19 protein-coding genes are annotated in these 19,536 nt (G+C 36.1%); all 19 read right to left on the reverse strand.

The genetic code is table 11. The features are described from left to right. Positions 1 to 14 precede the first annotated feature (14 nt). Entirely contained in the window at positions 15 to 458 is a 444-nt protein-coding gene (gene flgC, locus MKX29_RS22635; RefSeq protein ID WP_095373475.1) for a flagellar basal body rod protein FlgC, read from the reverse strand. Positions 459 to 461: 3 nt separating this feature from the next. Then, positions 462 to 851: a flagellar basal body rod protein FlgB gene (gene flgB, locus MKX29_RS22640; protein WP_224938652.1), complete on the reverse strand. Its 390-nt coding sequence runs from the start codon at positions 849 to 851 to the stop codon at positions 462 to 464. Positions 852 to 1,275: 424 nt separating this feature from the next. Next, positions 1,276 to 2,055 carry a GTP-sensing pleiotropic transcriptional regulator CodY gene (codY, locus tag MKX29_RS22645; RefSeq protein WP_224938594.1) on the reverse strand — a complete coding sequence of 260 codons (780 nt, stop codon included), beginning with the start codon at positions 2,053 to 2,055 and terminating at the stop codon, positions 1,276 to 1,278. Between the two features lie 116 nt (positions 2,056 to 2,171). Beyond that, positions 2,172 to 3,569, reverse strand: coding sequence for an HslU--HslV peptidase ATPase subunit (gene hslU / locus MKX29_RS22650; protein ID WP_373370913.1), 1,398 nt, complete (start codon positions 3,567 to 3,569; stop codon positions 2,172 to 2,174). Between the two features lie 26 nt (positions 3,570 to 3,595). Continuing rightward, positions 3,596 to 4,138, reverse strand: a complete 543-nt coding sequence (hslV, locus tag MKX29_RS22655) for an ATP-dependent protease subunit HslV (protein WP_095369538.1) — start codon at positions 4,136 to 4,138, stop codon at positions 3,596 to 3,598. A gap of 98 nt (positions 4,139 to 4,236) precedes the next feature. Further along, the gene (gene xerC / locus MKX29_RS22660) at positions 4,237 to 5,133 is read right to left on the reverse strand and encodes a tyrosine recombinase XerC (RefSeq protein WP_095369539.1); all 897 of its coding nucleotides are present in this window, start codon (positions 5,131 to 5,133) and stop codon (positions 4,237 to 4,239) included. Positions 5,134 to 5,198: 65 nt separating this feature from the next. Next, the gene (trmFO, locus tag MKX29_RS22665) at positions 5,199 to 6,506 is read right to left on the reverse strand and encodes an FADH(2)-oxidizing methylenetetrahydrofolate--tRNA-(uracil(54)-C(5))-methyltransferase TrmFO (protein ID WP_224938593.1); all 1,308 of its coding nucleotides are present in this window, start codon (positions 6,504 to 6,506) and stop codon (positions 5,199 to 5,201) included. A gap of 620 nt (positions 6,507 to 7,126) precedes the next feature. Beyond that, a complete protein-coding gene (topA, locus tag MKX29_RS22670; RefSeq protein ID WP_224938592.1) occupies positions 7,127 to 9,202 on the reverse strand; it encodes a type I DNA topoisomerase in 2,076 nt (691 codons plus the stop codon). A gap of 298 nt (positions 9,203 to 9,500) precedes the next feature. Continuing rightward, a complete protein-coding gene (dprA, locus tag MKX29_RS22675) occupies positions 9,501 to 10,379 on the reverse strand; it encodes a DNA-processing protein DprA (protein ID WP_341107932.1) in 879 nt (292 codons plus the stop codon). An 86-nt stretch (positions 10,380 to 10,465) separates the two neighbouring features. Further along, the gene (gene sucD / locus MKX29_RS22680; protein WP_095369542.1) at positions 10,466 to 11,368 is read right to left on the reverse strand and encodes a succinate--CoA ligase subunit alpha; all 903 of its coding nucleotides are present in this window, start codon (positions 11,366 to 11,368) and stop codon (positions 10,466 to 10,468) included. Between the two features lie 92 nt (positions 11,369 to 11,460). Next, entirely contained in the window at positions 11,461 to 12,621 is a 1,161-nt protein-coding gene (gene sucC, locus MKX29_RS22685; protein ID WP_095369543.1) for an ADP-forming succinate--CoA ligase subunit beta, read from the reverse strand. 248 nt (positions 12,622 to 12,869) lie between these two features. Then, positions 12,870 to 13,181 (reverse strand): EscU/YscU/HrcU family type III secretion system export apparatus switch protein, encoded by a 312-nt coding sequence (locus MKX29_RS22690; RefSeq protein WP_341107935.1) that lies wholly within the window; start codon positions 13,179 to 13,181, stop codon positions 12,870 to 12,872. Further along, positions 13,178 to 14,941 carry a hypothetical protein gene (locus MKX29_RS22695; protein WP_341107937.1) on the reverse strand — a complete coding sequence of 588 codons (1,764 nt, stop codon included), beginning with the start codon at positions 14,939 to 14,941 and terminating at the stop codon, positions 13,178 to 13,180. Before MKX29_RS22695 ends, MKX29_RS22690 begins: the two co-directional genes overlap by 4 nt. 8 nt (positions 14,942 to 14,949) lie before the next feature. Beyond that, on the reverse strand, positions 14,950 to 15,723 hold the full coding sequence (locus tag MKX29_RS22700) for a ribonuclease HII (RefSeq protein ID WP_341107940.1): 774 nt from the start codon (positions 15,721 to 15,723) through the stop codon (positions 14,950 to 14,952). A 142-nt stretch (positions 15,724 to 15,865) separates the two neighbouring features. Next, complete coding sequence (gene ylqF, locus MKX29_RS22705) at positions 15,866 to 16,729, reverse strand: ribosome biogenesis GTPase YlqF (RefSeq protein WP_224938587.1); 864 nt, start codon at positions 16,727 to 16,729, stop codon at positions 15,866 to 15,868. A gap of 194 nt (positions 16,730 to 16,923) precedes the next feature. Beyond that, positions 16,924 to 17,475 carry a signal peptidase I gene (lepB, locus tag MKX29_RS22710; RefSeq protein ID WP_095369548.1) on the reverse strand — a complete coding sequence of 184 codons (552 nt, stop codon included), beginning with the start codon at positions 17,473 to 17,475 and terminating at the stop codon, positions 16,924 to 16,926. A 320-nt stretch (positions 17,476 to 17,795) separates the two neighbouring features. Further along, a complete protein-coding gene (gene rplS, locus MKX29_RS22715) occupies positions 17,796 to 18,140 on the reverse strand; it encodes a 50S ribosomal protein L19 (protein ID WP_095369549.1) in 345 nt (114 codons plus the stop codon). A gap of 132 nt (positions 18,141 to 18,272) precedes the next feature. Continuing rightward, positions 18,273 to 19,010: a tRNA (guanosine(37)-N1)-methyltransferase TrmD gene (trmD, locus tag MKX29_RS22720; protein WP_224938586.1), complete on the reverse strand. Its 738-nt coding sequence runs from the start codon at positions 19,008 to 19,010 to the stop codon at positions 18,273 to 18,275. Continuing rightward, complete coding sequence (rimM, locus tag MKX29_RS22725) at positions 19,010 to 19,525, reverse strand: ribosome maturation factor RimM (protein ID WP_224938585.1); 516 nt, start codon at positions 19,523 to 19,525, stop codon at positions 19,010 to 19,012. The genes trmD and rimM overlap by 1 nt, the downstream gene beginning before the upstream one ends. Positions 19,526 to 19,536: the final 11 nt, after the last annotated feature.

The raw sequence follows: 19,536 nt of genomic DNA on the forward strand, positions 1-19,536 counted from the left end.
TCTTAGTCTCCTTCTTATTTACCTATTTCCAATGCCTTCAAGAGCATATTCTTATTCGCATTAAATACAGTGACGTTTGCTTCATATGAACGTGTTGCACTCATCAAATCTACCATTTCTCTTAATGGGTCCACATTTGGCATTTCTACATACCCTTCTGCGTTAGCATCAGCATGAGATGGATTATAGACGAGTTCAAAAGGCGTTTCATCCTCAACAATTCTCGTTACCTTTACACCATTACCCGTTTGGCTTTTTTCATTTATTGCTGTTTGTAAAAATGATGAAAAGCCGTTATCTTTCGCTTGAAGCACGACAGATTTTCTTCTATAAGGGTCTTCCCCAGTCACGCTGCGAGTAGAATCAGCATTGGCCATATTTGAAGAGATGACATCCATCCTTAACCTTTGCGCTGTTAGTGCGGAAGCTGTTGTATCTAAACTATGAAAGATAGTCATCGATTATCTACCTCCCTTAATTACGTTTTCAAGTCCATTAAATTTACTGCTCATGCGATCAACCAATGCGTTATATTGAATTTGGTTTGCTGCAAGCTCTGACATTTCCTGATCCATATCTACACTGTTACCACTTTCGTTATATGTTACATTTTTCTTCGTCAAGACGGTGGTATTTAAATTAGATGGCGTGAAATCAAAATGCCTTTCATCCGTTTTATATGTATTCATGTTAGATAATGCGGAATCAAAAGCAGATTTGAAGCTTACATCTTTCGCTTTATATCCTGGCGTGTCAACATTCGCGATATTTTGCGAGATCACCTTTTGTTTTGTCGATGTTTGTTGAATTGCGTTTTCGATAATCGACATGGATTGTGAGAAGACTTTCACAAACTTCACCTCGTTTTTTCCAAAATTCTCCCCAATTAGCACTTACTAATAATTTCATCTATCATCATTGTAAAGAATATGAAATAATAAGTCTATGACCTAGAAGGGTTTTTTGATAATTCTTTTGTCCTATTTTCGACATTTTTCTTACTAGGCAAAAATACGCTTCATTTTTCCGTGTTTTTTAAAAACACTATTCACTATCAGTTGAATCAAGCGTTCGAATATATTTTTAAATAGGTATAAAGAACTATGAGCATTTTGTTTTTTAAAAAATAGGCTCAAAGTTCTACTTTATTCGTTATTACTTTATTATTTCGTTCGTAATAAAGTTGTAATACAGAAAAATTTGACACCATAAAAATAACACGGTAACGCATCACTGCGTCTCCGTGTTATTTTAAAAGTTTTTTTATTTTACTTCTTAGTTAGATTTTAATTTTTCTAACTCGAAAAGGAATTTATCGTTCAATACTTTAATATAAGTACCTTTCATCCCTAATGATCTTGATTCAATTACGCCAGCACTTTCTAATTTTCTTAGTGCATTAACAATAACAGAACGTGTGATTCCAACTCTATCGGCAATCTTTGAAGCAACTAATAGACCTTCTTTTCCGTCTAACTCTTCAAAGATATGTTCAATTGCTTCTAACTCACTGTATGATAAAGAGCTAATCGCCATTTGTACAACTGCTTTACTTCTAGCTTCTTCTTCAATTTCTTCTGCTTTTTCACGAAGAATTTCCATACCTACTACTGTAGCACCATATTCAGCTAAAACTAAATCATCATCTTCAAAGGCATCTTCCACTCTTGCAAGAATGAGGGTACCTAAACGTTCTCCTCCACCGATAATAGGAACAATTGTCGTTAATCCAGCGCCAAATAACTCCTTATTTTCGATAGGGAATGCAGTATATTCACTATTCACATCTAAGTTAGATGATGTCTCTTGAATGTTAAATAAGTTTTTAGTGTACTCTTCTGGGAACTGACGATCTTCAAGCATTTTCTTCATTCGCTCATTTTCGATTTGTTGGTTCGCAGCATATCCTAATAGTTTACCTCTACGGCTTACTACATAGATATTTGCTTCGATAACAGCACTTAAAGTTTCTGCCATTTCTTTGAAGTTAACTGGCTTACCTGCAGCCTTTTGTAGCATTGCATTAATTGTTCTTGATTTTTTTAATAAATTCATTGATTTTTCCTCCTATAACTTTGGAACATTATTTCAATCCCTTGAATGTTTCGTTACTTATTTTTTTGCTAAGATTTGCTTGATTAGGAGTACAATGAAATTTCATCAAATAAGGATTATAATATAAATTGACTTAAATCTTTATTCTTAGAAATTTCCCCGAGCTTCTCTTCTACATATTGTGGCGTAATCACAATCTTCTCTAATGTTACCTCAGGCGCTTCAAACGAAAGGTCTTCAAGCATTTTTTCCATAATCGTTTGCAATCGTCTTGCTCCAATATTATCGGTATTTTGATTTACATCATAAGCAAATTCTGCAATCCTACGTATAGCATCGTCAGAAAATTCAATTTGTATACCTTCTGTTTCCAATAATGCTTGATATTGTTTGATTAAGGCATTATCAGGCTCAACTAATATTTTCACAAAATCATCCACAGTTAATTTTGTCAATTCGACTCTAATCGGGAAACGTCCTTGCAATTCAGGTATTAAATCAGACGGTTTAGCGGTATGGAATGCTCCAGCTGCAACGAATAAGACATGATCGGTTTTTACTGTACCATATTTCGTTACAACCGTTGATCCCTCAACGACAGGAAGAATATCTCTTTGCACACCCTCGCGAGAAACATCTGCTGAGGAGCCACCTGAGTTTTTACTTGCGATTTTATCAATTTCATCGATAAAGATCATACCAGATTGTTCTGCTCTATAGATGGCTTCAGAACCTACTTCATCCATATCAATAAGCTTTTGTGCTTCTTCGTTCGTTAAAACTTTTCTAGCTTCGCTTACTGTAAGTTTTCGCTTCTTCTTTTTCTTTGGCATTAATCCACCAAGTGCATCTTGCATATTCATCCCCATTTGTTCCATACCCGAACCTTGGAGCATATCAAACATAGACGGCTGCTGTTCTTCTATTTCAACAGTGATTATTTCATCTTCTAGCTCTAAATTTTCAAGCTTTGTTTTCACTACTTTACGCTTTTGCTGAATTGACTGATCATCTTGTTGCTCATGATCGCTCTCTTGTTGATCATTCCCACCACCAAAAAACATTTCTAAAGGGTTCTTATAATTGGCGGACTTTTTATTACTAGGTACGAGCAATTCGACAATTCGGCGATTAGCATTTTTCTCTGCTATTTCTTGCACACTTGCTACCTTTTCTTCTTTCACAAGTCGCACAGATGTCTCAACTAGATCTCTAACCATAGATTCTACATCTCTACCTACATAACCCACTTCAGTGAATTTCGTTGCCTCTACCTTAACAAATGGAGCACCAACTAATTTCGCAATCCTTCTTGCAATCTCAGTTTTACCAACTCCTGTTGGTCCAATCATCAAAATATTCTTAGGACTTACTTCATCACGAAGCTCTTCATGCAGTAGGCTTCTACGATATCTATTTCTTAATGCAACTGCTACAGCTTTCTTGGCATTTTTTTGACCGATTATGAACTGGTCTAGTCTTTCGACAATTTGACGGGGTGTTAAACTTGTCATTTTAACCATTTTAGCACTCCTTTGTTTTACAGTTCTTCCACAATAATATTGTGGTTAGTATATACACAAATTTCTGCAGCCATTTCAAGCGAAGCTTTTGCAATTTCCCGAGCTGTTAAATGTTCACCTGCAAATCTCTTTAAAGATCGACCTGCTGCTAATGCATAGTTACCACCTGAACCGATTGCTAGTACACCATCGTCAGGTTCAATGACTTCACCTGTTCCTGATACGAGCAATAAACCGTCTTTATTCATAACAATTAAAAGCGCTTCAAGTTTCCGAAGAACCTTATCGCTTCTCCACTCTTTAGCAAGCTCTACAGCCGCTCTCTGCAAGTTACCATTATATTCTTCAAGCTTTCCTTCGAACTTCTCGAATAAAGTAAATGCGTCGGCAACAGACCCTGCAAATCCGGCAATCACTTTGCCATTTGCAAGCTTTCTTACCTTTCTTGCAGTATGCTTCATGACAACCGATTCACCAAATGTAACCTGTCCATCTCCAGCCATTGCATATTCGCCATTGTGTTGTACTGCAAAAATTGTTGTTGCATGAAATTGTGACATGTTTATTCCTCCTTTTGGAGTATGTTAATAATCCACTATAGACTATATATGAGTATGACTATTCGTTTATCCATCATATAGTTAAACTTCTTTAAAATCTATGCTCTAGGATGATACTGATTATATGTCTTTTTCAAGTAATCAGGTGTAACATGTGTGTAAATTTGCGTTGATGAAAGAAAAGCATGACCTAAAAGCTCTTGAACTGTTCTCATATCAGCCCCATTTGACATTAAATGTGTAGCAAATGAATGCCTAATCTTATGGGGATGGATGCCACCTTCTAGAGACGACTTTTCAATCAATTTATTTAATATACCTCTTATACCGCGGTCAGTTAATGCGCCACCACGGTGGTTTAAAAATAAATGGTTGCTCTTCTCTTTTTGGAGTTTTAGACGTCCATCATGACAATATTTTAAAAGAGCATCGTGAGCAAAGCTTCCGAATGGTATGTATCGATCTTTTTTCCCTTTTCCATGAATAAGAATTACGGAAATATCCAAATCAATATCACTTAGCTGTATAGAAGCACATTCAGCTACCCTTATGCCTGTTGCATACATCACTTCTAAAATCGCCATATTCCTTTGGCCAAGTGCTGTATCTACCTCTACACTATTAAAGAGTTGTTCCATCTCTTCTTCATAAAAAAACTGCGGCAGTCTTTTATCACCTTTTGGGATGGATGTTAATTGGAAAGGATTATCGTTAACCATACCTTCTCGTACCAATAACTTAAAAAAGCTTCTTAAGCAGGAAATTTTACGAGCAATTGTCTTTCGAGCTAAACCTTCTTGATAAAGCTTTGTTAGAAATAATCGAACATCCATATATTCGACATCATTTAACTTTTTCAAACCTTGTTCAGCCATGAACATAAAAAATCCTTTTATATCCGTCTGATAATGCTCAATTGTATATTGTGAATAATTCTTTTCGATTTGTAAATATTCGATAAATAACTTTAAAGAAATGTTCACATTTTCGCTCATTTTTTGTACTCACCTCACAAGGGCTTCATCATACTATCATATTTAAGCAACCCACGCAAGAAAATTTACATATTTTTCACAAAGTTCTGAATTGTCTCTAATGCTCGATTAGCATGTTGTTCATTTCTCTCCTGCTTACCTTTAATTCTTTTTTCTAACTCTGGGAATAAACCAAAATTGGCATTCATAGGCTGGAAATTCTTTGGATTGGCGTTAGCAATATATCTTGCCATACTCCCAATAGCAGTCTCAATCGGAAACTCTACTGTTTCTTGGCCCTTCACAAGACGGGCAGCATTAATCCCTGCAATTAACCCACTAGCAGCTGATTCAACATATCCTTCTACGCCAGTCATTTGCCCAGCAAAGAATAAAGATTCTCTATTCTTAAATTGATAAGTTGATTTAAGCACTTTAGGAGAATTAATAAAAGTATTTCTATGCATAACACCGTATCTTACAATTTCAGCATTTTCTAAGCCTGGTATTAAACGAAGGACCTCTTTTTGTGGCCCCCATTTTAGATGCGTTTGGAATCCAACAATATTATATAGTGTACCTGCTGCATCATCTTGACGTAATTGGACAACAGCATATGGCCTCTTCCCTGTTTTAGGATCCTCTAAACCAACAGGTTTCATCGGTCCAAAGAGCATTGTTTTCTTCCCACGAGATGCCATAACTTCGATAGGCATACAACCTTCAAAAAAGATTTCTTTCTCAAATTCTTTTAACGGCACAGTTTCAGCATTAATTAACGCTTCGTAAAAAACATTGAACTCTTCCTCGTTCATCGGACAATTTAAATAAGCTGCTTCCCCTTTATCATATCGAGATTTCAAATAGACTTTATCCATATTAATGGAATCTTTTTCGATAATTGGTGCCGCTGCATCATAAAAATAAAGATAATCTTCCCCAGACAGTTCACGTAGTTTCTCAGAAAGTAATTCACTTGTTAATGGGCCTGTCGCAATAACAGTAATCCCTTCAGGAATATCCGTTACTTCCTCATTTATTACTGTCACATTCGGATGATTCTTCACTGCTTCAGTTACCCTTGCAGCGAAGTCATGGCGGTCAACAGCTAAAGCACCACCTGCAGGAACCGCACTATCATCTGCTGAAGAAATAATTACAGAATCTAGTTGTCTCATTTCTTCTTTTAATACACCTACAGCATTCGTTAAATTGTTGGCTCTTAAAGAATTACTACAAACTAATTCAGCAAATTTATCTGTATGGTGAGCTGCTGTTTGTCTAACTGGTCTCATTTCATATAAGCGTACTTGAATGCCTCGTTTAGCAATTTGCCAAGCGGCTTCACTTCCAGCTAACCCAGCCCCAACTACGTTTACTACCTGTTCAGTCATTATTTAATTCTCCTTACTTATTGTAAAATAATTTATATCATTCATTTAATTGTTCGTTTTAACTAAATCATAAACGAGTGTAATCTTTTAATCCCAAATTGCATTGTACAATATTACAAAAAAATTTGAAAGCATAAAGTATTTTTTTAATCGTTGTCCATCTTAGAACATCATTTGTCCATCCACTGTGTGATTTTAATGTTTTTTCAAATAATACATGATGTTATTGCTTTCAGCCTCTTAACCATTTTTACCAATTCAATCGCATTTTTATCATCTCATTTGATAACATTTCATCTTTTACTATTCACAAAAGCTTCAAATTGTTTTTTGATTCCATCATTCATCATTGCTGATATAGAACAGTTAAACGAGATTTAATAGTTAGTAATTTTATAAAATAGCAATGACGATTTATTCTTTACTTTCACATTCACATCACTCCATTCAGTTAAACTCCTATCCCCCCTAGAAAATACTCCTTCAAATCTTTTTTTGACAAAAAACGCCTTTAAATATAAAACAAAACGAACAATTAATGAAAATAATTAATAATTGTTCGTTTCTGTGTCTCTCTATACTTTTTTATTAGAAATGAGCAAACCGTTACTCACTTCAATTTATCCTTGTTTCTCTTCTTTATAGTCACATTCAACACACTGTACTTGTACACCCTTTTTCAGTTTTTTCTCAACAAGTAGTGATTCACATTTTGGACAGCTTCTTGCTATCGGCTTATCCCATGAAATAAACTCACACTCAGGGTAGCGGTCACAACCATAAAAGATACGGCGTTTTTTACTTTTTCTCTCGATGATATTACCTTCTTTACAAGTAGGGCATTTCACACCGATTTCCTTCACAATTGCCTTTGTATTGCGGCACTCTGGAAAGTTACTGCAAGCCATAAACTTGCCATAGCGTCCCATTTTGTATACCATCGGGCTTCCACATTGTTCACAATCTTCACCCGCAGGTTCGTCTTTAATTTCTATTTCCTGCATTTCTTTCTCTGCTACTTCTAAACGTTTTTCAAAACCTTGATAAAACTCATCAATAATTTTAACCCAATTTTCTTTTCCCTCTTCAATATAATCCAGATCTTGTTCCATTTTTGCAGTAAATTCCACATCTAATATCTCAGGGAAAAACTCCATTAATAGTACGGAAACGACTTCTCCTAATTCAGTTGGCACAAAACGTTTATTATCTAATGTGACATAGCCGCGCTTCTGAATGGTATCTAGCGTCGGTGCAAAAGTTGAAGGTCTACCTATACCTAGTTCTTCAAGCGTTTTGACTAACCTTGCTTCTGTATATCTTGGAGGTGGTTGCGTAAAGTGTTGTTTCGGTTCGATATCCTTCTTAACGACTTTATCTCCCACTTTTAAATTAGGAAGCATATTAGATTTTTCTTCCGTCTGATCATCTGTTCCTTCGACATATACTTTCATAAACCCAGGGAATTTAATCTTTGAACCGTTTGCTCTAAAGGTCACTTGACCGTTGATTAAATCAACACTCATTGTATCCATTATGGCAGGAGCCATTTGACTAGCAGTAAAACGTTCCCAGATTAAACGATATAAACGAAGCTGATCTCTTGAAAGATGCTCTTTCAGCGAATTCGGTTCCCTTAATATACTGGTAGGTCGGATGGCTTCATGTGCATCTTGAGCATTAGCGTTTTTCTTTTCTTTTCTTTTTGATGCTGGCAAATACTCTTTGCCATAATGGTTTGTAATATAATCCACTGCTTCACTTTGAGCAACTTCAGATACTCTCGTAGAATCCGTTCTCATATAAGTAATTAATCCAATTGTACCTTCTTTTCCCAAATCGATACCTTCGTAAAGCTGCTGAGCAAGCATCATTGTTTTCTTTGCACGGAAATTTAATTTTCTTGCTGCTTCCTGTTGAAGAGAAGATGTAGTAAAAGGAACTGCAGGATTTCTCTTTCTCTCCTTTTTCGTTACATCTGTTACTTCAAACTCATTATTCTTTAACTCTTTTAAAACGGATTGCACATCTTCTTCAGATTTCAACTCAAACTTTTTACCATTTAGAGCAAAAAAGCTTGCATCAAACGTAGATTTACCTTTGACAAATTCTCCATCTATGCTCCAATATTCTTCTGGCTCGAATTTGTTAATTTCCTTTTCTCTATCAAGGATTAAACGAACGGCAATTGATTGTACACGACCGGCGCTAAGCCCCTTTTTAACCTTTTTCCATAGTAGTGGACTAATATTATAGCCCACTAACCTATCTAGCATTCTTCTTGCTTGCTGGGCATCAACTAAATCCATATTAATCGCTCTTGGATGTTTAAAAGATTCTTTAATGGCATCTTTTGTGATTTCATTAAATACAACACGGCATTTTGAATCAATATCCATATCTAAGCTATGCGCCAAATGCCATGCAATTGCTTCTCCTTCGCGATCGGGGTCAGCTGCGAGATAAATTTTCTTCGCTTTTTTTGCAGCTGTTTTTAACTCTTTTAGTACTGGTCCCTTACCTCGAATCGTTATATATTTTGGTTCATAATTATTCTCTACATCTACACCCGTCTGGCTCTTAGGTAAATCCCTTACATGCCCCATGGATGCTTTCACTTTATATTTTTTCCCCAAGTATCTTTCTATTGTTTTTGCTTTAGCTGGGGATTCTACGATTACTAGAAAATCTGACATCCAGTTGTCCTCCTCAAGAGGGAATAAATTTGCTAAACCCGCTGTTTCTTTCATTTTAGATAAATGTTTATTGTTATTTATTGACCATTTTCTACTTATTTAAATGCTCAATCATATTTGTTCTTCGAAATATCCACTATTATTAATCAATTTATTTAGCTTTGTCAAATCTAAACCGCTACTATCGCCTCTCCATTTGTTGTCATACAAACAAACTTCTGAAGCAAAATGTATAACAGTTTTTCAATAATTTCAACCTTTTTCATAAAAATTCCTGTAAAATTTATGATTTTTGCCCCTAATATACCAGCTCTTCTATAATATCTTCCGCTGAAAGTATTAATTTCGCACCATTTTGAATCAGTTCATTCGTTCCGGAGAAAAAAGGGGAAAGAATGCCTCCTGGTACCGCAAACACATCTCTACCTTCTTGAACAGCAAAGTTAGCAGTAATAAGAGAACCGCTTTTCCTTTTTGCCTCAATGACTAAAGTCGCACGGCTAATACCACTAATTATGCGATTTCTCATTGGAAAATGCCATCTTTCCGCTTTTGTATGCGGTGGGTACTCTGATAACACAAGATGATTACGAGACATTTGCTGAAATAAATGGCGGTTACTTGTTGGATACATATTAAAAAATCCACTTCCCAATACACCAATCGTTTGCCCACTCAAGTGCATAGCTACCTTATGAGCATGGGCATCTACTCCTTTTGCTAAACCACTTGCGATAATAAATCCTCTTTTTATGAGTGTGGGAAAAATTTCTTCGATTACTCTCGCCCCGTATTCAGTCATATTTCGACTTCCGACAACAGAAAGAATTGGTTTCATATTTAGTAACGACAAGTCTCCTTTTGCATAGAGAAACCAAGGTGGCTGATACGTTTCCCTCAAAAGCTTAGGATAATTTTCATCCATAATAGAAATGATTTGTATGTCATTGTTCACATATTGTGAAAGTAGCTCTTCCATGTTTAAGGTAAGCATCTCATCATTAATTTTATTTCTCGTATTTGCAGTTAGGAAGTGAAAATAAGGGAGAGGGTTTGGTCGCTGAAAAGAGATGGAGGAAAGGGTGGGATCTGCTTTTACAATTTGATATAACGTTTTCCACGATACAGATTGACAATGATGGAGAGCGAGTAGTTTAGTTGTCATCAAATCATTCATAAGAACACACTCCTTTTTCTAAATTTTAAGAAAATTATTTTATTTAATAAAGTCCCCTTCTTTATAAAGGGGACTTCATCTATTAATTAATGCGTTTTACATTTATCATAAAGATCAGTTTCTTTTAACACTTTAATAAGTGTTTCACCCATTACTGAAGGTGTATCAGCTACTTGTATTCCGCATTCATTCATTACACGGATTTTTTCATCAGCTGTTCCTTTACCACCAGAAATAATCGCACCAGCATGGCCCATACGTTTTCCTGGAGGCGCTGTACGACCACCAATAAAGCCAACAACAGGCTTAGTCATGTTCGCTTTTACCCACTCAGCAGCTTCTTCTTCTGCAGTACCACCGATTTCACCAATCATGATAACTGCATAAGTTTCAGGGTCATTATTAAACTCTTTTAGTACATCGATGAAGTTTGTACCATTAACAGGATCTCCACCAATACCTACTGCAGTTGTTTGTCCAATTCCAGCTTCTGATAATTGGTGCACTGCTTCATAAGTTAATGTACCAGAACGTGAAACTACGCCCACATGACCTTTTTTATGAATGTAACCTGGCATAATACCAATTTTACATTCATCTGCTGTAATAACACCAGGACAGTTAGGTCCAACTAGACGCGTTTTCTTACCTTCCATGTAACGTTTCACTTTCACCATATCAAGTACTGGAATGTGTTCTGTGATACAGATAGCAAGATCTAATTCAGCATCAGTTGCTTCCATGATTGAATCTGCAGCAAAAGGTGCTGGAACATAGATAACAGATGCAGTCGCACCAGTTGCTTCAACAGCTTCTTTCACAGTATTAAAAACAGGTACACCTTCAACTTCCATGCCACCCTTACCAGGAGTCACACCGCCGACAATTTTAGTACCATATTCAAGCATTTGTTTTGTATGGAATAGCGCAGTTGAACCGGTAATTCCTTGTACAATCACTTTTGTATCTTTATTAATAAATACGCTCATGTTTTTTTCTCCTTCCTGATTTCCGTATCTCAAAAATAATAACTAAGGCACGATGCCCATTATCACTTTTTTTCGTCATCTACCTATAGGTCTTATCCTACAAGTGATACGATTTTTTGCGCTCCGTCAGCCATAGAGTCTGCTGCAACGATTTCAACATCAGATTCAGCAAGAATTTTCTTACCTAAGTCCACATTTGTACCTTCTAAACGTACAACTAGAGGAACTTCTAATCCAACTTGTTTAGCCGCTTCAACAACACCTGTAGCAATAACATCACATTTCATAATTCCGCCAAAGATATTAACGAAAATACCTTTAACATTTTCATCAGAAAGGATAATTTTGAATGCTTCAGTTACTTTCTCAGCAGTCGCACCGCCCCCAACATCAAGGAAGTTTGCCGGATCGCCGCCATAATGCTTGATAATGTCCATTGTAGACATAGCAAGGCCCGCACCGTTAACCATACAACCAATGTTACCATCAAGTGCGATATAGCTTAAGTCATATTTAGAAGCTTCAATTTCTTTTGTATCTTCTTCTTCTAAATCACGCATTTCTAAAATGTCTTTACGACGATATAATGCGTTGCTATCGAAGTTTAATTTTGCATCAAGGGCCATTACTTTACCGTCCCCTGTTACAACTAATGGGTTAATTTCAGCAATTGAACAATCTTTTTCTACATATGCTTGATAAAGACCCATCATAAATTTAACAGCTTGGTTTACAAGCTTTGTAGGGATATTAATATTAAAAGCAATACGACGTGCTTGGAACGCTGTTAATCCAACAACTGGATCAATTTCTTCTTTGAAGATTTTCTCTGGAGTAGCTTCTGCTACTTCTTCAATTTCTGTTCCGCCTTCTTCAGAAGCCATTAGCGTTACGCGAGAAGTTGCACGGTCTAAAACTAGTCCAACATAATATTCTTTTTGAATGTCGCAACCTTCTTCAATAAGCAAACGTTTTACTTCTTTTCCTTCTGGTCCTGTTTGATGAGTAACAAGCGTTTTACCTAGAATTTCTTCAGCATATGTACGCACTTCTTCCAAGTTTTTAGCTACTTTTACTCCGCCAGCTTTTCCACGTCCACCTGCATGGATTTGCGCCTTTACAACACAAACGTCAGTACCTAATTCTTTTGCGGCTTCTACTGCTTCTTCAACAGTGAATGCTACTTTACCATTTGGTACTGCAACCCCGTATTGTCTGAGGACTTCTTTTCCTTGATACTCATGTATATTCATTTCCCATCCTCCTAACTAACTCTTCAAAAAATTAGACTGCGTTTACATTTTATATAATGTGACAAAAGTTGTCTACTGTATTAGCTGAAATATTCAATCAGCTGATTCAATACTTATTCAAAAAAAGTGCTTTAAGCCTTTATCTCATCGCATTTTTTCTATTTCAAAAAAATATTATTGTTTCAACTACTTTGCCTTTTCAAAAAGATGAATAATTACTATACTCCACTTGAATGGGTCAAAAAGTATTACTGTTGATTCAGTGAACGGACACCATTATTTCGCACTTCTCCGTCTTTCGCCTTTTTGTCTACTTGATAAATAAACGCGAAAACTTCCGCGACTACTTGATACATCTCTTCAGGTATCTTTTCATTCATATTTAATTTTCCTAGTAACTCCACTAAAGAAGGGTCTTCTTGGATCGGTAATTCATTCTGTTGTGCAACAGTTATTATATTTTCTGCAATAAGCCCTTTTCCTTTTGCAGAAACGACCGGTGCATCCATCTTTTCTGAGTAAGTTAAGGCAACTGCTTGTTTAGCGTTTTGTCCATTCATATTCGCATATCCACACCTGTAATTTGTAATATATTCGTCTTATCCTTCTTATCCTCTTCCACTTTACTTGTTATTTCGGAAAAATTAATTTGTGTTAATTGATAATTCGTTTCGTTTAATTTACGTTTAATCAGCTCCTCATAAGGCTGCGTATCTGGGAGCAGTTCTTTGTTTTCAGTTGAAATATTCATCGTAATTACTCTGTTTTGAATCTGCAACTTTATATAGGTCTCACCCAATGTTTCCATATTTAAATGAAATAGCACCCGACAGAAACTTGGATCAATTTCTCCATTCTTTTTCCTTTTACTTGACCACTGCATTGAAAGGAGTTTACTGAATGGGCTTAGTGGAAATGGCAACTGCAGGGCAAAGTGTGAGAGTCCATTTGTATCATGTGAAAGTAACTGCATCCCAGTGATTTTATTTAATAACTCTTTAGCAGCTTCGGTGAGTGCAGGTTGCTGAATTTCTTTGATCAACTGTAAAATGAGTGGTTTAATCGCCTGAATGTTAATTGGCTGTCTTTCATTAAGTTGCTGTTCATAAGTTAAACCGAATATAGCTAATATGTGCTTAAGTTCACTCTTTATCATCACTGGGTTATGTAATTGTTGCCTGTTTTCTTCTGCAATATTATACAAAAGTTGTTGCGTTTTTGAAAAAGCGTTTTTATTTGTGTTTTCTAGCACTTGAAGTTGTTCTTGCATACGTGAATAAACATCTACAAGTGGTAATGAGGTTTGCTTCATGGAGGTGGACGGATGGTCATATAATTTCGCCAGACCATCCTTTATTAAACTTGTTAGCTGGTTAGCATTTAAAGGCAATGTAATTTCTCCACTTTTTATGCTAGCCTGTAAATTAGTCCCACTCTCCCATGTATATGAAAAAGCATGATTTAATTTTGTTAATGTGAGCAAAAAAGGGGCCGTTTGTTTTTGTAATCCCCCGCTTTGTATATTTTGTAAAAGAGTTAATATTGCTTTATTTTTTTCATCTGAACTGGTATATAACAGTTGCTGAATAATTTGTGCTTCACTGCTATTCGACGAAAATACACCTAACTTTTGTAGCAAGGAGAAACTTTCTTTTGCTTGAACGCTATTTTTCAGCCAGCCATCCATTAAACTTGTTAACATTTTATCATTGAAAAGATGGTTAAATTTATTTAAAAGGTTATCAAGTGTTTGAGCTGTTTCGTTATTGAGATAGGGCGTAAGCTTATGTTGAAGATTGTTTATTGCGAACGTGATTGTTGGCTCATTTTTCATGCTATGTACGGCGTTGAAAACTTCTTTAGTTAATGGTAATCGTCTATCTAGAAGTGTATTAAACACAGCGATATCTTGTTTTGTATCCCCTGTCATCCAATGAATAAATGATTTTACAAGTGATTGAGTAAGTGGGATCTCTCGACTTTGAAACCATTTAAGGAGCTCAACCTTTTCTTGTGTAGCATTTATACCCATCGTTTGTAGAATCGCTTGGGGCGATATGCCTTTTAAAAGTTGATTTTCATCGATAATTTGTAAGTTAACTCCCTCACCATTCTTTTGCACCACAAACCAAATATCACTATTGTTAATAAGATTGATTGAGGTTTTCGCATAAATCTTCTGAGCCCCTATTTGAATTTCAGCCATGTTTTCCTCGTTCACCTTTACAACTTTGCCCTTTAACAATTGTCCCGGCCGTAACATGAGTGGCTGGTTTTTTATTGGATCTTTGGAAACCTGCGTTAATTCATTCACTTTCACCAACCTTATCACCTTCTATTGTCAATTAGAAAATCTTTAACTGGAGCAAAGCTACGGCGATGAATGGGCGATATTCCTTTTTCTTCAATTGCACGTAAATGTTCCTTTGTACCGTAGCCCATATTTTTCGCAAATCCATAGTCAGGATATTGTTGATCATAATCTTTCATCAACCTGTCACGTTCTACTTTTGCTACAACCGATGCAGCAGCAATACTAATACTTTTGCTATCACCTTTTATAATTGATTCACTCGGGTAGGGTGTGGGTAGTTTAACGGCATCAATAAGCAAAAAATCAGGTTGAGTATGTAAACTATTTACCGCATGTATCATCGCTTTTTTCGATGCCTCTAAAATATTCATTGTATCAATCTCATGATGATCAATCATACATGTTGAAACAGCAGTTGCTTCCTCCATAATTCTTTCATAATAATACAAACGTCTCTCTTCAGAGAGTTTTTTTGAATCATCAATACCTAGAAGCTGAATGTTCTCAGGTAAAATAACGGCGGCGGCTACAACTGGTCCAGCTAACGGTCCTCGCCCTACCTCATCTATACCGGCGATCAACCGATAACCTTCCCTATTAAATAGCTTTTCATATTTTTGCATAAGCTCGTACTTCTCTAGTAAGGCTTCTCGTTTTTCTATTTGCTTTTCCCATCGTCCTAATGCTTTTTGCACACCTTTTCTTTCATCTAATTTTAATTTTTTTATGTAGTCATCTTCTCTATCACTATTTTTTAATAATTGCTCTATTTCTTTAATCGATTTCATATCTGCACTCTCCTATTTCATCGACAGATTGGTCAAATTCTTAAACATTTGCGTTTATGGACGAAAAAATAAAGGCCTATGATTAAGACCTTTATAATCGGATAATGTACTTACTATATTCTTCTTTCCGTTCATGAACACATTACTCTTCTTCTATTATATCTTTCGGACTTTCTAATGTTAAGCGACCAAATTTTTCTGAGCGGAACTCTCTAATGATTAACTCTGTCACCTTATCATAATCAACTGTACCACCGCTCACTAAGCAGCCTCTTTTTTGGCCAATTTCATCAAATAGTTCTACGATTTCTTCAGGAAGCTCATTTAATTGATACCTTTCAACTAACTTCTCTGGGTAGTGTTCTGTCATAAATCTCAGAGCATAAACAGCAATATCTTGTAGATTTAAAATCGTATCTTTGATCGCACCAGTTAATGCAAGTTTTAAACCAATTTCTTGATCTTCGAATTTCGGCCATAAGATTCCTGGCGTATCAAGTAGCTCCATCTCTTTTCCAACTTTAATCCAACTTTGTGCCTTCGTGACGCCAGGCTTATTACCTGTTTTGGCGATATTCTTCTTCGCCAGGCGGTTAATTAAGGTTGACTTACCTGCATTAGGTATGCCAACTATCATCGCTCGAATGGCTCGCGGCCTTATTCCCTTTGCTTTTTGCTTGTCGAATTTCTCTTGAAGTAATTGTTTTGCTGCTAGAGTAATGTCCTTCATACCCTGGCCATCTTGTGAATTAATACTAATTGCGGTTAACCCTTTGCTTTTAAAATAGTCAATCCACTGTTTCGTTAGGATAGGATCTGCCATATCTGCTTTATTAAGCAATACTAATCTAGGCTTTTGTTGAATAATCTGTTCAATCATTGGATTGCGTGAGGATAGAGGAATCCTTGCATCAACCAATTCAAAAATAATATCGACTAACTTTAACTTCTCAGTTACTTCTCGTCTAGCTTTCGCCATATGTCCTGGAAACCATTGTATTGTCATTACGTATCATCACCTTTAAATTCACATTTCAAATTTACGCTTTATTAAACATTTAAATTACCTACTACGTACTAAAAAAACACAATCATGGCGCTTGTTTAAGGAAAAGGATAAACCCATTCTTTAAGTTAAGAGAAATCATGCAATCACCTTAAGCGCCATATTGTGTTTTAGATGTTATCATTCATTCAAATCTACTTAATTAATCTAATATCTTCAATCGGCCAATAAATAATTCCAGCAGTTCCTAATACATCTTCCATAGGAACTGGGCCAATATGACGGCTATCTTTACTAAAGCGGCGATTATCACCCATCACAAACAAATGGCCCTCAGGCACTGTTTCTTGGCCGATTTTCTCCTCTAGCGTAAATGGCTCTGTTAATGGACCGTCAGCTACTTGTTGCTTATACTCGTCAAGATATGGCTCCTCATAAGGTTCCCCATTTACGTATAATGTATCATCCTTATATTCAATTTTGTCTCCAGGTAAACCAATGACCCTTTTAATATAATCTTTATTTTCTGGTGCATGAAAAACAATGATATCGAACCGATCAGGCTCTCCAATTTTATAACTGAATTTATTAACAATCATTCGGTCTTGATCATGCAGTGTCGGCATCATCGATAATCCGTCTACCACTATCGGTGCAAAAAGAAAATATCTAATAATTGCTGCTAGCAAGACGGCGACAACTAATGCCTTTGTCCATTCCCATAATTCACTTTTCTTCTTAGCCATCGTTTCCCCACCATTCTTTCTCTTTTAAAAGCATAGCCACTTATACAGTTGCGTTTTATTCTCTCGATTATTGACATACTCTTATTTTATACATAAAAGAAGTAGACGATGCAACTATACAATGAACTATTGTTTGATTTAGTAGAATCAAACTGCTTCTTCACCCTACCAATGCTGAAAAAACAGCCTATAAGTATGTTATTATCATATCAGAAATGAGAAATATGTATAGAAAAAGAGCTTGTAAAAATACAAGCTCTCCTTTCTTCATTTTAACTAAGGTAACATAAGTTGAACTTACATCCCTTTTGTTAAACCGATTATCGAATTTCTTTAATACGAGCTTTTTTACCACGTAGGTTACGTAGGTAGTAAAGTTTCGCACGACGGACTTTACCGCGACGAATTACTTCAAGCTTCGCAATTTTAGGTGTGTGTACAGGGAATGTACGCTCTACGCCTACACCGTAAGAAATCTTACGAACTGTGAAAGTTTCGCTAATTCCACCACCACGACGCTTAATCACAACTCCTTCGTATACTTGGATACGCTCACGAGTTCCCTCTACGATACTAACGTGTACACGTACAGTATCCCCAGGACGGAATTCAGGTAGATCCGAACGAAGTTGTTCTTGAGTGATTTCTTGAATTAATTTATGCATCGTTTTCAACTCCTCCCAAGACGCTCATGCAAACCATTTGTGTTACAGCGGAACATCGTTATCAGACAAAAGACTTTTAACAAGCCCAAGTCACAAAGATTATAATACCATATCATCCGCAGAACATCAATGTTAAATCTGTTCTTTTTTTATTTCTTCTAACCAATTTCTTTCTTCATCAGTCAAATCTATTTGTTCAAGTAAATCAGGACGTCGTTGATACGTTCTCTTTAACGTTTCCCTCTGTCGCCATTGTTCAATATGAAGATGGTTTCCTGAGGTTAATACGTCCGGGACTTTCAATCCTCGAAAATCAGCTGGTCTCGTATAATGAGGGTGTTCAAGCATCCCAGTACTAAAAGAATCTTTCATATGTGACTCTTGATTTCCTAAAACATTAGGCAATAATCTCACCACACTGTCAATGACAACCATTGCTCCTAATTCTCCACCTGTTAATACATAATCACCAATGGAAATTTCATCAGTTACAATATGCTCACGGATCCGTTCATCATAACCTTCATAATGTCCACATATAAAAATAAGATGCTCACTTTCGGCAAGCTCTTCAGCCTTTTTCTGTGTAAACCTTTCCCCTTGAGGACATAGAAGAATAACACGAGGATTTGCATCACTTTTACTCTTTATATCACTGACAGCATCAAAAATCGGCTGTGGTTTTAACACCATACCCGCTCCGCCACCATAGGGATAGTCATCGACTGTTTGATGTTTATTATCCGCATATTCCCTAAAGTTCACTACATTATAGGATGCAGCTCCTGCTTCACTTGCTTTTTTTAAGATAGAGTGACCGAATACACCTGCAAACATTTCTGGAAATAGAGATAGTACATCTATTTTCATTATAATAGCCCTTCTAACAAATCGACCATAATCTTCTTATCAGCGATATTTACTTCCTTTACGACATCAGCGATATAAGGAATGAGGATTTCTTTTTTCTGCTTACCTTTAATCACCCAAACATCATTCGCACCTGGTGAAAGAATTTCTTTAATTTCACCAAGCTCTTCACCATCCATCGTATAGACTTTACACCCAATGATTTCGTGATAATAAAACTCATCTTCTTCTAATGCACTCAATTGCGATTCATTTACTTTTAAAATGCCACCTTTAAGCTTTTCAGCTTCTTGCATACCGACAACCTCTTCAAAAGTAAGTAAATCAAAAGACTTATGTGTGCGGTGGGATAAAACTGTTAATTCTCTCCCTTGTTTATTATCAGGCATAAATAAGGTCAATTTATTTCCTGGTGAATAGCGTTCTTCTGTAAAATCTGTTCGAGAAATAACGCGAACTTCACCACGAACACCATGGGTATTTACAATTTTACCAACATTAAACCATGTTTCCATTTCATACTCAC

The organism is Cytobacillus sp. FSL R7-0696 (assembly GCF_038006865.1).
Classification (GTDB): domain Bacteria; phylum Bacillota; class Bacilli; order Bacillales; family Cytobacillaceae; genus Cytobacillus; species Cytobacillus kochii.